The 14146-nt window shown below is 67.3% G+C and carries 13 protein-coding genes; 9 read left to right on the forward strand and 4 right to left on the reverse strand.

Annotation, left to right across the window (positions count from 1 at the left end):
- Positions 1–75 precede the first annotated feature (75 nt).
- The 5 genes from tgt to CFB34_RS20880 all read left to right on the forward strand — a co-directional run bounded on the left by tgt (position 76) and on the right by CFB34_RS20880 (position 6703).
- Positions 76–1275 (forward strand): tRNA guanosine(34) transglycosylase Tgt, encoded by a 1200-nt coding sequence (tgt, locus tag CFB34_RS20860; RefSeq protein WP_089424534.1) that lies wholly within the window; start codon positions 76–78, stop codon positions 1273–1275.
- 256 nt (positions 1276–1531) lie between these two features.
- The gene (yajC, locus tag CFB34_RS20865; protein ID WP_006476868.1) at positions 1532–1855 is read left to right on the forward strand and encodes a preprotein translocase subunit YajC; all 324 of its coding nucleotides are present in this window, start codon (positions 1532–1534) and stop codon (positions 1853–1855) included.
- A gap of 106 nt (positions 1856–1961) precedes the next feature.
- Positions 1962–3983 (forward strand): protein translocase subunit SecD, encoded by a 2022-nt coding sequence (gene secD, locus CFB34_RS20870; RefSeq protein WP_089439262.1) that lies wholly within the window; start codon positions 1962–1964, stop codon positions 3981–3983.
- 16 nt (positions 3984–3999) lie between these two features.
- On the forward strand, positions 4000–4950 hold the full coding sequence (secF, locus tag CFB34_RS20875) for a protein translocase subunit SecF (protein ID WP_089439261.1): 951 nt from the start codon (positions 4000–4002) through the stop codon (positions 4948–4950).
- 205 nt (positions 4951–5155) lie between these two features.
- A complete protein-coding gene (locus CFB34_RS20880) occupies positions 5156–6703 on the forward strand; it encodes a S41 family peptidase (RefSeq protein WP_179243612.1) in 1548 nt (515 codons plus the stop codon).
- Between the two features lie 18 nt (positions 6704–6721).
- On the opposite strand, the gene CFB34_RS20885 is transcribed toward CFB34_RS20880, so the two are convergent.
- From CFB34_RS20885 to CFB34_RS20900, 4 genes are all read right to left on the reverse strand, one after another.
- A complete protein-coding gene (locus tag CFB34_RS20885) occupies positions 6722–7999 on the reverse strand; it encodes an MFS transporter (protein WP_046544968.1) in 1278 nt (425 codons plus the stop codon).
- 184 nt (positions 8000–8183) lie between these two features.
- Positions 8184–8765: a YceI family protein gene (locus tag CFB34_RS20890; protein WP_089439259.1), complete on the reverse strand. Its 582-nt coding sequence runs from the start codon at positions 8763–8765 to the stop codon at positions 8184–8186.
- 65 nt (positions 8766–8830) lie between these two features.
- Entirely contained in the window at positions 8831–9391 is a 561-nt protein-coding gene (locus CFB34_RS20895) for a YceI family protein (protein ID WP_089439258.1), read from the reverse strand.
- An 8-nt stretch (positions 9392–9399) separates the two neighbouring features.
- Entirely contained in the window at positions 9400–9960 is a 561-nt protein-coding gene (locus CFB34_RS20900; protein WP_089439257.1) for a cytochrome b, read from the reverse strand.
- Positions 9961–10218: 258 nt separating this feature from the next.
- On the opposite strand from CFB34_RS20900, the gene CFB34_RS20905 reads away from it, so the two are divergent.
- From CFB34_RS20905 to CFB34_RS20920, 4 genes are read left to right on the forward strand one after another with little or no spacing between them, the layout of a single operon-like run.
- On the forward strand, positions 10219–10884 hold the full coding sequence (locus CFB34_RS20905; RefSeq protein ID WP_089439256.1) for a paraquat-inducible protein A: 666 nt from the start codon (positions 10219–10221) through the stop codon (positions 10882–10884).
- Positions 10881–11510: a paraquat-inducible protein A gene (locus CFB34_RS20910; RefSeq protein ID WP_089439255.1), complete on the forward strand. Its 630-nt coding sequence runs from the start codon at positions 10881–10883 to the stop codon at positions 11508–11510. Before CFB34_RS20905 ends, CFB34_RS20910 begins: the two co-directional genes overlap by 4 nt.
- A complete protein-coding gene (locus CFB34_RS20915) occupies positions 11503–13122 on the forward strand; it encodes an MlaD family protein (protein ID WP_089439254.1) in 1620 nt (539 codons plus the stop codon). Before CFB34_RS20910 ends, CFB34_RS20915 begins: the two co-directional genes overlap by 8 nt.
- Positions 13119–13847: a PqiC family protein gene (locus CFB34_RS20920; protein WP_089439253.1), complete on the forward strand. Its 729-nt coding sequence runs from the start codon at positions 13119–13121 to the stop codon at positions 13845–13847. Before CFB34_RS20915 ends, CFB34_RS20920 begins: the two co-directional genes overlap by 4 nt.
- Positions 13848–14146: the final 299 nt, after the last annotated feature.

Below are 14146 nucleotides of genomic sequence, written 5' to 3' on the forward strand. Positions count from 1 at the left end.
TGCGATCCAGAGTTAGCGCTTTAGCGGTTACTCTGGTCCCATGCAGAGCAGCCCGGTAGCAAGGAGCATCCCACGATGACCGAAGGTTCATCCCACGATACGCACGCTGATACGCACGCCCCCGTGCAGGACCGCCCGGCGAACGGGCTCGAATTCGAACTGCTGACGACCGACGGCCATGCGCGCCGCGGCCGCGTGAAGCTCAACCACGGCGTGGTCGAGACGCCGATCTTCATGCCGGTCGGCACGTACGGTACCGTGAAGGCGATCCAGCCGCGCGAGCTGCACGAGATCAAGGCCCAGATCATCCTCGGCAACACGTTCCACCTGTGGCTGCGCCCGGGCCTCGACACGATCGACGCGCACGGCGGCCTGCACGCCTTCATGGGCTGGAACAAGCCGATCCTGACCGACTCGGGCGGCTTCCAGGTGTTCTCGCTCGGCGACCTGCGCAAGATCACCGAGGACGGCGTGACGTTCGCGTCGCCGATCAACGGCGACAAGCTGTTCCTGTCGCCGGAAGTGTCGATGCAGATCCAGAAGGTGCTGAACTCCGACGTCGTGATGCAGTTCGACGAGTGCACGCCGTACGCGACCAACGGCGTGCCGACCACGCACAAGGAAGCGGCCGACTCGATGCGCATGTCGCTGCGCTGGGCGAAGCGCTCGCTCGACGAGTTCAACCGGCTCGGCAACCCGAACGCGCTGTTCGGGATCGTCCAGGGCGGGATGTTCGAGGATCTGCGCGACGAATCGCTCGCGGGCCTCGCGGAACTCGGCTTCCACGGCCTCGCGATCGGCGGGCTGTCGGTGGGCGAGCCGAAGGAAGACATGATGCGCGTGCTGCGCCACGTCGGCCCGAAGCTGCCGGCCAACAAGCCGCACTACCTGATGGGCGTGGGCACGCCGGAGGACCTGGTCGAGGGCGTCGCCAACGGCGTCGACATGTTCGACTGCGTGATGCCGACCCGCAACGCGCGCAACGGCTGGCTGTTCACGCGCTTCGGCGACGTGAAGATCCGCAACGCGACGCACAAGAACTCGCTGAAGCCGCTCGACGCGAGCTGCACGTGCTACACGTGCCAGAACTTCTCGCGCGGCTACCTGCATCACCTGCACCGCGTGGGCGAGATCCTCGGCGCCCAGCTCAACACGATCCACAACCTGCACTACTACCTGCAGCTGATGAGCGAGATCCGCGAAGCGATCGAGACCCACACGTTCGACGCGTTCCGCCAGCGCTTCGCGGAGGATCGCGCCAGAGGGGTCGACTGACGGGCGGTCGAGCCGCCCTTGATAAGACAAGCACTAAACGGATCGAAAATCTTTTGGGACTCGTCCTAAACAAGCGCGTCCCAACTGCCGCTCGGAACCGACAAACATTACAATCGCCTTTCCATTCAAGTCGCAACGGTACCGGTTCACGCTTTAACAGCTTGATCCGAAAGCGCATTTGCCGAGCCGTTTGCGCATGGGGCCGGTGGTAGAATAACCGGCTTATTTTTCGATCTTCCCCTACGGAGAGACCAACGTGCCGTTCATTTCCAACGCGTTCGCCCAAGGTGCCGGTGGCGCCGAATCGAGCCTGATGAGCTTCCTGCCGCTCATCCTGATGTTTGCCGTGCTCTACTTCATCATGATCCGTCCGCAGATGAAGCGTCAGAAGGAGCACCGCAACATGCTCGCGGCCATGGCCAAGGGCGACGAAGTCGTCACGAGCGGCGGCCTCGTGGGCAAGGTGACGAAGGTCACCGAAGGCTACATCGGCGTCGAAATCGCCGAAGGCACCGAAATCACCGTGCAGAAGGCCGCGGTCACGACCATTCTGCCGAAGGGCACGATCAAGTCGCTGTAAGCCCTTCACCGAGCGTCCGGCTCCCCGCGCCGTGCCCGCCTGAGAGAGCGGGCCGCCGCGGCGCCGGACGCGACGCTTTCACGCCAACCACCCGTTCGGCTCCCTCATGAATCGTTATCCACTCTGGAAATATGTCGTGATGGTCGTGGCGCTCGCCATCGGCCTTCTGTACACATTGCCCAACTTCTTCGGCGAATCGCCGGCGGTGCAGGTGTCGAGCGGCAAGGCCACGGTCAAGCTCGACTCGACCACGCTGACCCAGGTCGAATCGGCGCTCGCCTCCGCGCAGATCACGCCGGACGACGTCACCTTCGAGAACACGGCGACCAACGCGAACATCCGCGTGCGCCTGAAGGACACCGATACGCAGCTGCGCGTCAAGGACCTGCTGCAGAAGTCGCTGAACACCGACCCGAACGATCCGCAGTACGTCGTCGCGCTGAACCTGCAGAGCGCGTCGCCGCGCTGGCTGACCTCCCTGCACGCGCTGCCGATGTATCTCGGCCTCGACCTGCGTGGCGGCGTCCACTTCCTGCTCCAGGTCGACATGACGGGCGCGCTGACGAAGAAGCTCGATTCCGACGCGTCCGACGCGCGCACGCTGCTGCGCGACAAGAACATCCGCGACGGCGGCGTGAGCCGCGTCGACCAGTCCGTGGTCGTCAACTTCAGCGATGCGCAGACGGCGGAAGACGCCCGCAAGCTGCTCGCGCAGTCGATCACCGAACTGCAATGGGCGACCCAGCCCGGCGGCGGCGGCACGCAGGTCGTCGGCACGTTCACGCCGGCCGTGCAGAAGTCCGTCGAGGACGCCGCGCTCAAGCAGAACCTGACGACGCTCCACAACCGCGTGAACGAACTCGGCGTGTCCGAGCCGATTCTGCAGCAGCAAGGTAGCGACCGCATCGTCGTCGAACTGCCGGGCGTGCAGGACACCGCGAAGGCGAAGGACATCATCGGCCGCACCGCGACGCTCGAAGCGCGCCTCGCCGATCCGATCAACACGCACCCGAACCCGAACGACCCGGTGCCGCCGGGTGAAGAGCTGTTCACCCAGGGCAACCAGGCGCCGGTGCTGCTGAAGAAGGACGTGATCTTCACGGGCGACCGCATCATCGATGCCTCGGCCGGCTTCGACGATCACCAGCGTCCGTCGGTCAACATCCGCCTCGATTCGGCGGGTGGCCGCTCGGTGCGCGCGGTCTCGCGCGAGAACATCGGCAAGCCGATGGCGATGGTGCTGTTCGAGAAGGGCAAGGGCGAAGTGCTGACGGTCGCGACGATCCAGTCGGAACTCGGCGACCGCTTCCAGATCACGGGCCAGCCGACGCCGCAGGCCGCGGCCGACCTCGCGCTGCTGCTGCGCGCCGGTTCGCTCGCAGCGCCGATGGACATCATCGAGGAACGCACGATCGGCCCGAGCCTCGGCGCCGACAACATCAAGATGGGCATCCACTCGGTGATCTGGGGCTTCTGCGCGATCGCCGTGTTCATGATCGCGTACTACATGCTGTTCGGCGTGATCTCGGTGATCGGCCTGTCGGTGAACCTGCTGCTGCTCGTCGCCGTGCTGTCGCTGATGCAGGCGACGCTGACGCTGCCCGGTATCGCCGCGATCGCGCTCGCGCTCGGCATGGCGATCGACGCGAACGTGCTGATCAACGAGCGGGTGCGTGAAGAACTGCGCGCCGGCCAGCCGCCGCAGACCGCGATCCAGGCCGGCTACGCGCATGCGTGGGCGACGATTCTCGACTCGAACGTCACGACGCTGATCGCTGGCCTCGCGCTGCTCGCATTCGGCTCGGGCCCGGTTCGCGCGTTCGCGATCGTGCACTGCCTCGGTATCCTGACGTCGATGTTCTCCGCGGTGTTCTTCTCGCGCGGGATCGTCAACCTCTGGTACGGTGGCCGCAAGAAGCTGAAGTCGCTCGCGATCGGCCAGGTGTGGAAGCCGGAAGGCGCCGCTGCCGCCGCGTCGTTCACCGACGCCGACGAATCGACCGACACCGCACGCGCCGCGAAGCTCGCCGCCCCCGCGAAGGGCAACGCGCCGCGCGCCGGCAAGCCGCAGCTGCGCAACCGCGCGCAGCAGGGCGTGTCGCCGAAGAAACCGGGCTCGACCCAATAAGGCCCCGGAGAAGACCATGGAATTTTTCCGCATCCGTAAAGACATTCCGTTCATGCGGCACGCGCTGGTGTTCAACGTGATCTCGCTGGTCACGTTCCTCGCCGCCGTGTTCTTCCTGTTCCATCGCGGGCTGCACCTGTCCGTCGAATTCACCGGCGGGACGGTGATCGAGGTGCAGTACCAGCAGGCCGCTGAACTCGAACCGGTGCGTGCGACGCTCGGCAAGCTCGGCTATGCCGACGCGCAGGTGCAGAACTTCGGCACCTCGCGCAACGTGCTGATCCGCCTGCAGCTGAAGGAAGGCCTCACGTCCGCGCAGCAGAGCGACCAGGTGATGGGCGCGCTGAAGGCGCAGAACCCGGACGTCACGCTGCAGCGCGTCGAGTTCGTCGGCCCGCAGGTCGGCCGGGAGCTCGCGACCGACGGCCTGCTCGCGCTCGCCTGCGTCGTGATCGGCATCGTGATCTACCTGTCGTTCCGCTTCGAGTGGAAGTACGCGGTGGCCGGCATCATCGCCAACCTGCACGACATCGTGATCATTCTCGGCTTCTTCGCGTTCTTCCAGTGGGAGTTCTCGCTGGCGGTGCTCGCGGCGATCCTCGCGGTGCTCGGCTACTCGGTCAACGAGTCGGTCGTCATCTTCGACCGGATCCGCGAAACGTTCCGCCGCGAACGCAAGATGAACGTGCAGGAAGTGATCAACCACGCGATCACGACCACGATGTCGCGTACGATCATCACGCACACGTCGACCGAAATGATGGTGCTGTCGATGTTCTTCTTCGGCGGCCCGACGCTGCACTACTTCGCACTCGCGCTGACGGTCGGCATCATGTTCGGCATTTACTCGTCGGTGTTCGTCGCGGGCTCGCTCGCGATGTGGCTCGGCATCAAGCGCGAAGACCTGATCAAGGAAAAGAAGTCCGCGCACGATCCGGACGATCCGAACGCAGGCGCGCAGGTTTAAGCGCCACGCTGCTTCGGCACTGACGCAGAGCCGGCCCGGTTGGGCCGGCTTTTTTCATGCCCGCGCCACTGCCGCGCAGCGCGCCGCCCGCTCGCCCTGCCCCGTCACGCGGGTCGGCTACAATCGTGACCGTCCCGTCGCGCCGCCTGCCGGCCGTGCGTCAGCGGGACAGCGCCTTCGCCCTCCGTTCAAACGTGCGGTCCCGATGATGCCTCCCACGCGTATCGCTCTTCGCGTTGCCGTTTGCGCCGCCGTCACGGCCGCGCTCCTGCCGTGCGCGTCATCCGTCGGTGCGCAGCAGCCGGCGTCCACCCCGCCCGCTTCTGCCGCTTCTGCCGCTTCGCCCGCCGCCGCCCAGCAGCCCTCGCCCTGCCCGCCCGACTGGGAGCCGCAGATCTGCGAGCTCAAGGCAGCGGTGGAAATCCTGAAGCGGCAGCACCTGACCGACGTCGACATCGGCGCACTGCTCGACGCAACGACCCACGCGGGAATCAAGACGCTGCCGTACGCGCGTTTCTTCGACGCGAAGGAGGAGCAGGAGCGGCGCGACGACGAACGGCGTGCGCGCGACGGCACGCCCGGCATCGGCATCGTGTTCGAGACGCGGCCCGACGGGCTGCACGTCGTCGACGTGATTCCCGACGCGCCCGCGGAAAAAGCCGGCGTGCGCCCCGACGATCTCGTCGTCGCGATGAACGATACGAGCGTCGTCGGCATCGACCCCGCCGACCTGACCGGACTCGCCAAGGGCGATGCTGGCGTGCCGCTGAAGCTCACGGTCCAGCGTGGCCCGTCGCACGCGGTGCTCAGCTTCGCGCCCGTGCGGACGATCCTCAAGCCCCATCCGGCGATCGCGAAGCGGCTCGACGGCGACATCCTGTACACGCGGCTGTCGAGCTTCCCCGAACCGGCGGTCGGCGACTACATCGACGCGGTGCAGGCCGCGCGCCGCACGGGGCCGGCGGTGAAAGGCGTGATCCTCGACCTGCGCATCAACGGCGGCGGCGCGCTCAATGCGGCGATCGGCATCACCGCGCTGTTCGCGGGCCGCGACCGCACCGCGATGGTGACGGTCGAGCGCGGCGACGCCAACCGCCGCCGCTACACGACCAACTGGCCCGATTACGCATTACCGGTCATGCACGGCCAGGATCCGCTCGCGCCGTTGCAGGCGGACGACTGGTGGCGCACCGTGCCGCTCGTCGTGCTCGTCGACGGACAGAGCGCGTCGGCCGCCGAAGCGACCGCGGCGGCGCTGAAGGATCTCGGCCGCGCGAAGCTGCTCGGCATGCCGACCTACGGGAAGGGGCTTGCGCAGACGGGCGTCGACCTGATCGACGGCACGCGCCTGAATTTCACGTATGCGCGCAACCTGCGGCCGAACGGCTGCCCGATGGACGGCTACGGCGTCGTGCCGGACTGGCTCGTGCCGCCGCGCCGCGACTCGGACGTCGACGGCGTGCTGCTGTGGTACCGGGAAGCCGATCTCGCCCGCGCGCCGTATGCGGACCGGCTGGCGCCCGATCCGTTCGCGAAGGTGCGCAAGGAACGGCAGACGCTGCGCGAGCGGCGGGCGCTCGCGAAGATCGATACCGCGAAGAGCGCGGCGCTGCCGCAGCGCGAATTCGGCACGGCCACCGACTGGCAGCTCGCTCAGGCGCTCGCGGCGCTCGCCGGGCGCCCGGTGCGGACGGTCGAAGCCAGGCCGCAGCTGATGCCCGCGCAACCCGTGTGCGAGCGCGCCGGCAACTGATACGCGCCGCCCATCCCGTTACCGGAACCCGAACCGCTTGCGCAGCACGACCAGCGCCACGAGGCTCAGCACGGCCGCGAACATCAGGTAGAAGCTCGGCGCGGTCTTCATCCCGGTCGCCTTGATCAGCCACGCGATGATGAACGGCCCGAAGCCGCCGAAGATCGTCACCGCGACGTTGTACGCGAGCGACATCCCGGTCGTGCGCGTCTGCACCGGAAACACTTCGGACAGCAAACCCGGCAACGCCGCGAAGTAGCCCGTCATCAGGAACGCGAGCAGCACCTGCAGCGCGATCAGCGTGCCGAAGCCCGGATGGGCGACCAGGTACGCGAACGCCGGGTAGATCAGCACGAGGATGCCGACGGCCGGCGCGATCATCACGCGCACGCGGCCGTAGGTGTCCGACCAGTGGCCGACGAGCGGCGCGAACGCCATCTGGATCACGCCGACCACCAGGATCGCCGCGAACGCGGCCGACGGCGCGAGGCCGAGCTGCTTCACGCCGTAGGTCGGCATGAACAGCACGAGATAAGTCGCGACGGTGCCGAGCACGACCACGCCCATTGCGGCGACGAGGCGCGCCTTGTGCGACGCGAACGTGTCGCGCAGCGGGTTCGCGGTGCCTTCCGCCGCGAGGAATTCGGGCGTCTCGTCGACCTTCGTGCGGATGTAGTACGCGACCGGCCCGAGGAGCAGGCCGAAGAAGAACGGCACGCGCCAGCCCCACGACGCCATCTGCGCGGCCGTGAGCTGCGCGTTCAGCACGGTGCCGAAGCCGGCGGCGAGCAGCGTCGTGAGCCCCTGGCTCGCGACCTGCCAGCTCGCGAAGAAGCCGCGCCGGCCCGGCACGTGCTCGGCGAGGAACGCGGTCGCGCTGCCGAACTCGCCGCCGGCCGAGAAGCCCTGCATCAGCCGCGCGGCGACGAGGATCACCGGCGCCGCGACGCCGATCGTCTCGTACGTCGGCAGCACCGCGATGATCAGCGTGCCGCCCATCATCAGCAGGATCGACAGCGTGAGCGCGGCCTTGCGGCCCGCGCGGTCGGCATACGCGCCGAGCACGATCGCGCCGAGCGGGCGCATGAAGAACGACACGCCGAACGTGCCGAGCGTGAGCAGCAGCGACACGGTGTCGTTGCCGGCCGGGAAGAACAGCTTCGAGATCGTCACCGCGAAGAAACCGTAGACGACGAGGTCGAACCACTCGAGCGCATTGCCGATCGACGCGGCGACCACCGCGCGCCACACGCGCGGCGACGAGGCAATGGAGCTGGACTGCGTGACGGCATGCATCGGCGATCTCCTTGTCGTTGTACGTTCTGTTCGGGGCGGCCGCTCGCGCGCCGTCGGCCTGCCCGGCGCCGCATCCGGCGCTCGGGCGATTATAGGCGCGCAAATAAAAACCGCCGCGCCCCTGACGGGAACGCGGCGGCGGGCTCGCGACGGGCCGGCGCGAAGGCCGGCCCGGCCGGCGGGCTTACTGCTGCTTGAGCGCTTCGGCCGTGATCAGCAGCTTCGTCTTCATCTTGAAGCCGTACTGCTTGCCGTAGTCGAGGCCGAAATCGCTGCGGTCGAATTCGCCGACGGCATCGACGCCGCACACTTCACGCTTGAGCATCGGGTGCGGCATGCACTTGAACGAGTCGATCTTCAGCGTGACCGGCTTCGTGACGCCATGCAGCGTCAGGTTGCCGACCACCGATACCGGCTTGTCGCCGTCGAACTTGATCGCGCCCTTGTAGTTCGCCTGCGGGAACTTGGCGACGTCGAAGAACTCGGCCGTCTGCAGATGCTCGTCGAGCTTCGTGCTGCCGGTGTGGATCGACGCGATGTCGGTCGTCACGTCGACCGTCCCCGTCTTCGCCGCGCGGTCGAGCGTCACAGTGCCGCTCGACTTGTCGAACTTGCCGCGCCAGACCGACAGGCCGCCCATGTGGTCAGCCTCGAAGCTCGGGTACGTGTGGCTCGGGTCGAACTGGTACGTGACGCTTTCGGCGAATGCCGAGAACGACAGCGACGCTGCCAGCGCGCCTGCGGCGATGATCAGTTGCTTTTTCAAACCTTTTCTCCTTGGAACGGCGCCGCGCCCTCGCGCGGCATTCGGGTGAGGCGACAATCCGCCGCTTACTTGGTGGCGACGAGATGGAACTTGATCTGCACTTCGTCCGCGACGACCGACGTGTCCTTCCACTCGCCGGTGCCGACGTTGAACGCCGAGCGCTTGATCGGCAGCACGCCGTCGAAGGTCTGCGTCGCGCCGCTCTGCGTGACCGTGACGGGCACCGTGACGTTCTCGGACTTGCCCTTGATCGTCAGCTTGCCGGTCACGTTGTACTTGTTGCCGCCCGCCGGCGCGATCGCCGACGACACGAACGTGGCCTGCGGATACGCCTTCGCGTCGAACCAGTCCTTGCCGGCAACCTGGTCGTTGTACATCTTGTCGCCGAGGTCATAGCTGGCGACGTCGATCGTCATCTGGGCGCTGCCCTGCGCGGCTTTCGCCGGGTCGAACTTCACCTGCGCGGAAAACTTCTTGAACGTGCCTTCGGTCGGCACGTTCATCTGCTTCGACACGGCGGACACCTTGCTCTTCGCGAGATCGACATCGGCGAGCGCCGCGCCCGACGCGACAAGTGACACCGCGGCGAACGCGGTCAGCATGGAGCGGGAGAAAGATACTTTCATGGGATCCTTCATTTGGCAAAGGGAAGCATCCGCGACAGCAGGCCGTCGCGGTCCAACAACTGGTGCTTGAGCGCCGCGACCACGTGCAGCGAAACGAGCGCAAGCAGAATGTAATTCAATGACACGTGAAGCGTCTTGAAGGTTTCCTTCAGCACCGGATCGGGGTCGATCAGCCGCGGCAGCGGCACGATGCCGAGGTAGACCACCGGGATGTTCGACGCCGAGCTGTACAGGTAGCCCGTCACCGGAATCACGATCATCAGCAGGTACAGCAGGATGTGCACGCCGTGCGACGCCGCGCGCTGCCACGCCGGCGTGCCGCCCGGCAGCGCCGGCGGCACGTGGGTCGCCCGCCACAGCACGCGGACGACGACCAGCGCGAATATCGTCACGCCCATCCACTTGTGCCACGAGAAGTACTTCAGCTTGGTCGGCGTGAAGCCGGGGATGTCGGTCATCACCCAGCCCATCGCGAACGCGCAGACGATCAGCAGCGCGATCAGCCAGTGCAGCGCGATCGCCGTCTGCGTATAGCGTACCGGCGTGGCCGGCAGCGATTTCGATGCCATCTTGGATTCCTCAGTTCAGCGAACGGCCGCGCCGGAAATTCGTCCGACGCTTGTCAAGGGCGCCATGCTACCGCAACCTTTTGACGCGCGCGGACTCTGAAGACAGGCCCGCCAGCCGGCTGACAGCTTCCTGTCATGTTACCGATCGGTCACCGAACCCGCGATCGTTGACACGCCGAAAAAGGCCTTTTGGTAAGATTGGCGCGGGTTCCGGCCCCGTCGACGCGTTTCCCCAGCCGTCGCACCACTGCCTTTTCCATGCAACGAAACGACCTGATTGCCTGCCACGAGTGCGACGCACTGTTGCACAAACCGCGCCTGAGCGGACGTGAAATCGCGCGCTGCCCGCGCTGCGACGCGCTGCTCTATCGCAACAGCACCGCGCAGATCGAGCGGATCTGCGCGCTCGCGCTCGCGGCGCTGATCACGTTCACGATCGCGCAGGCGTTCCCGATCCTCGAAATGGACGTGAACGGCAACCGCGTGCAGACCACGCTGATCGGCGCGATCGATTCGCTGTGGCACCAGGACATGGCGATCGTCGGCGTGATGGTGTTCTGCTCGACCGTGCTGTTCCCGCTCGTCGAGATGGCCGCGCTGCTGTACCTGCTGCTGCCGATCCGGCGCGGCGTCGTACCGCCCGGCTTCAACCTGGTGCTGCGCGCGATCGAGCTCGTGCGGCCGTGGGGCATGATCGAGGTGTTCATGCTCGGCATCCTCGTGACGATCGTGAAGATGGTGAGTCTTGCAAGAGTGGTTCCCGAGGCCGCGCTGTTCGCGTTCGCCGCGCTCACGCTGATGATCGCCGTCGTGCTGATGTTCGATCCGCGCACGCTGTGGGACATCGCCGACGACCTGCGCGCGGGCCGCTCGCCCGGGCAGCCCGACGATGCCGCCCCGCTGCCGGAAGCCGCCCGCCGATGACGATCCCGACCGCCGCCCGCGAGGGCTACGCCAGCTGCCACGCATGCGGCCTCGTGCAGACGCTCGACCATCCGCACGCACACTGCGCGCGCTGCGGCAGCGCCCTTCACTTCCGCACGCCGAACAGCGTGATGCGCACATGGGCGCTGCTGCTCGCCGCCGCGATCCTCTACATTCCCGCGAACCTGCTGCCGATCATGCGCACCGCATCGATCGTCGGTTCGCAGGAAGACACGATCATGAGCGGCGTGATCTATTTCTGGGTTTCCGGCGACTGGCCGCTTGCCGTCGTCGTGTTCGTCGCAAGCATCCTCGTGCCGATGCTCAAGCTCGGCGTGCTGCTGATCCTCGTGATCAGCGCGCAGCGCCGCGCCGCCTGGCGCCCGCTGCAGCGCACGCGCCTGTTCCGGATCGTCGAACGCATCGGCCGCTGGTCGATGCTCGACATCTTCGTCGTGACGCTGACCGTCGCGCTCGTCCATTTTCGTTCGCTCGCCATCATCACGGCCGGCCCCGGCGCGCTCGCGTTCGGTTCCGTCGTGATCCTGACGATGCTCGCATCGATGCAGTTCGATCCCCGCCTGATCTGGGATCCAGTCGAAACCTCAGGGAATCACCATGAATAGTCCACAAGGCCCGCAGCACGACGCGCCCCGGCCGCCCGATCCGACGATCTCGACGAAAAGCGGCTGGCTGCCTTCGCTCGTCTGGCTCGTGCCGCTGATCGCCGCGCTGATCGGCATCGGCCTCGTGATCAAGTCCGTGCGCGAGCGCGGCCCGGAAATCACGATCAGCTTCCACAGCGCCGAAGGGCTCGAGCCCGGCAAGACCCAGGTCAAGTACAAGGACGTCGAGATCGGCATGGTCAAGACGATCAAGCTGTCGAAGGACCTGTCGCGCGTGCTCGTCCAGGTGCAGCTCAAGAAGGAGGCGGAGGATTTCGCGGTCAAGGGCTCGCGCTTCTGGATCGTGCGGCCGCGCGTCGGCGCGACCGGCGTGTCGGGACTCGGCACGCTGCTGTCGGGCGCGTACATCGGCGTCGACGCCGGGCGCTCGGAGGATACGCTGACCGACTTCACGGGCCTCGAGACGCCGCCCGCCGTCACGGGCGACCAGAAAGGCACGCAGTACGTGCTGCGCGGCGATTCGCTCGGCTCGATCGACATCGGCTCGCCGGTCTACTACCGCCGCGTGCAGGTCGGCCAGGTGGTCGGCTTCTCGCTCGACAAGGACGGCACGGGCGTCACGTTCAACGTATTCGTCAATGCTCCGTACGACCAATACGTCGGCGTGAATTCGCGCTGGTGGCAGGCAAGCGGCGTGGACCTGCGGCTCGACTCGAGCGGCCTGAAGCTGAATACGCAGTCGCTCGCGACGGTGATCCTCGGCGGCATCGCGTTCCAGACGCCGCCGAACCAGGGCTCCGGCGCGACGGCGCCGAACAACACGACGTTCCGCCTCGCGTCCGACGAGGGCGAAGCGATGCGCGACCCGGACGGCCAGCCGCTGCAGGTCGTGATGAACTTCAACCAGTCGCTGCGCGGGCTCGCGGTCGGCGCGACGGTCGACTTCCGCGGCATCGTGCTCGGCGAAGTGACGAATATCGGCATCGACTTCGATCCGAAGACGAAGAACTTCCTGATGCCGGTGACGATGAACGTGTATCCGGAACGCCTCGGCCGCCGCTTCCGTGAAGCGATCGAGAGCAAGGGCGAACCGGCCCGCCGCGAGATCGTCGAGCGGCTCGTCCAGCACGGGCTGCGCGGCCAGCTGCGCACCGGCAACCTGCTGACGAGCCAGCTGTACGTCGCGCTCGACTTCTTCCCGAAGGCGCCGGCCGTGAAGATCGACACGGCGCGCCAGCCGCTCGAGCTGCCGACCGTGCCGAACACGCTCGACGAGCTGCAGCTGCAGGTCGCCGACATCGCGAAGAAGCTCGACAAGGTGCCGTTCGACCAGATCGGCGCGAACCTGAACAGCGCGCTCGCGAACGCCGACAAGCTGTTCAAGCAGCTCGACACGCAGGTCGCGCCGGAAGCGCGCGACACGCTGTCGGCCGCGAAGCAGACCTTCTCGACCGCCGAAGCGACGCTGCAGCAGGATTCGCCGCTGCAGTCCGACGTGCGCGGCGCGCTGAAGGAGCTCACGCGCACGCTGCAATCGCTGAACGCGCTCGCCGACTATCTGGAGCGCCACCCCGAATCGCTGCTCAAGGGCAAGCCAGGAGATAAACAATGACGACCACACGCGTGAACGGTTTCGCGAGCGGCGCGGCGGCGGCTGTCGCCGCCCTCGCGCTCGCCGCGTGCAGCTCGCCGCCCGCGCGGTTCTACACGCTAAGCCCGCCCGATGCCGCGGCGCCGCTGCGCACCGCGCCGGCCAACCCGGCGTTCCTGATCGAGGTGCCGGCCGTGGGCGTGCCCGAGCAGGTCGCGAAGAACCAGCTGGTCGTGCAGAAGAACGCCGCGCAGGTCGACGTGCTCGAGCAGGAACGCTGGGCGTCGCCGCCCGCCGACGAGATCCGCCGCGCGCTGTCGGACGATCTCGCCGCGCAGCTCGGCACGATCGACGTCGCGAATTCCGCGACTCCGCCCGGCGTGCCCGTGTACCGGATCAGCGTGAACGTGCAGCGCTTCGAGTCGTGGCCCGGCAAACGCGCGGCGGTCGACGCCGTGTGGAGCGTGCGCTCGCTCGCCACGCAGGCCGTGATGACCTGCCGCACGAGCGTCGCGCAACCGGTCGCCGACGGCTACGACGCGCTCGTCGCCGGCCACCGGCGCGCGCTCGACGTGATCGCCACGCAAGCCGCGGCCGGCGTGCGCGCGATGGCCGCGCGCCGCGGCACGGCGACTGCCGCGGCGCCCGCTGCCGGCAGCAAGACGGCCGCCGCGCCGGTCGTGCCGTGCCCGACCAACCCGACCTCCGGCGGCGACGCCGGCGCGACGGGCAAGTCCGGCGCGTAAGCAGGCGGCGCGCAGGCGAGCGCTGAATGGCGTCTCGCCTGCGCGGTTTCGAGCGGCGGGATCGGGATCTTCGACGCGGCGCTGGCCGCCGTCGGCGTTGCGGCGCCGCCCGCCTCCCGTCACGCTCATCGGCCAAACGGCCAATTTGCACTGTTTGTCAAAGTCGGCCGGAACCGGCGCCATGCCACACGGTCCGCTTGCGTTTTCCGGCCCGATTGACGATCCTACGCACTTTCCGGCTCGCGCCGTTCGTCGTGCGCGCCAGCCAGCGGCGCCGGGCCGCGTTCGGCCCGACCGCC

The sequence above is a fragment of the Burkholderia sp. HI4860 genome (assembly GCF_002223045.2).
Classification (GTDB): domain Bacteria; phylum Pseudomonadota; class Gammaproteobacteria; order Burkholderiales; family Burkholderiaceae; genus Burkholderia.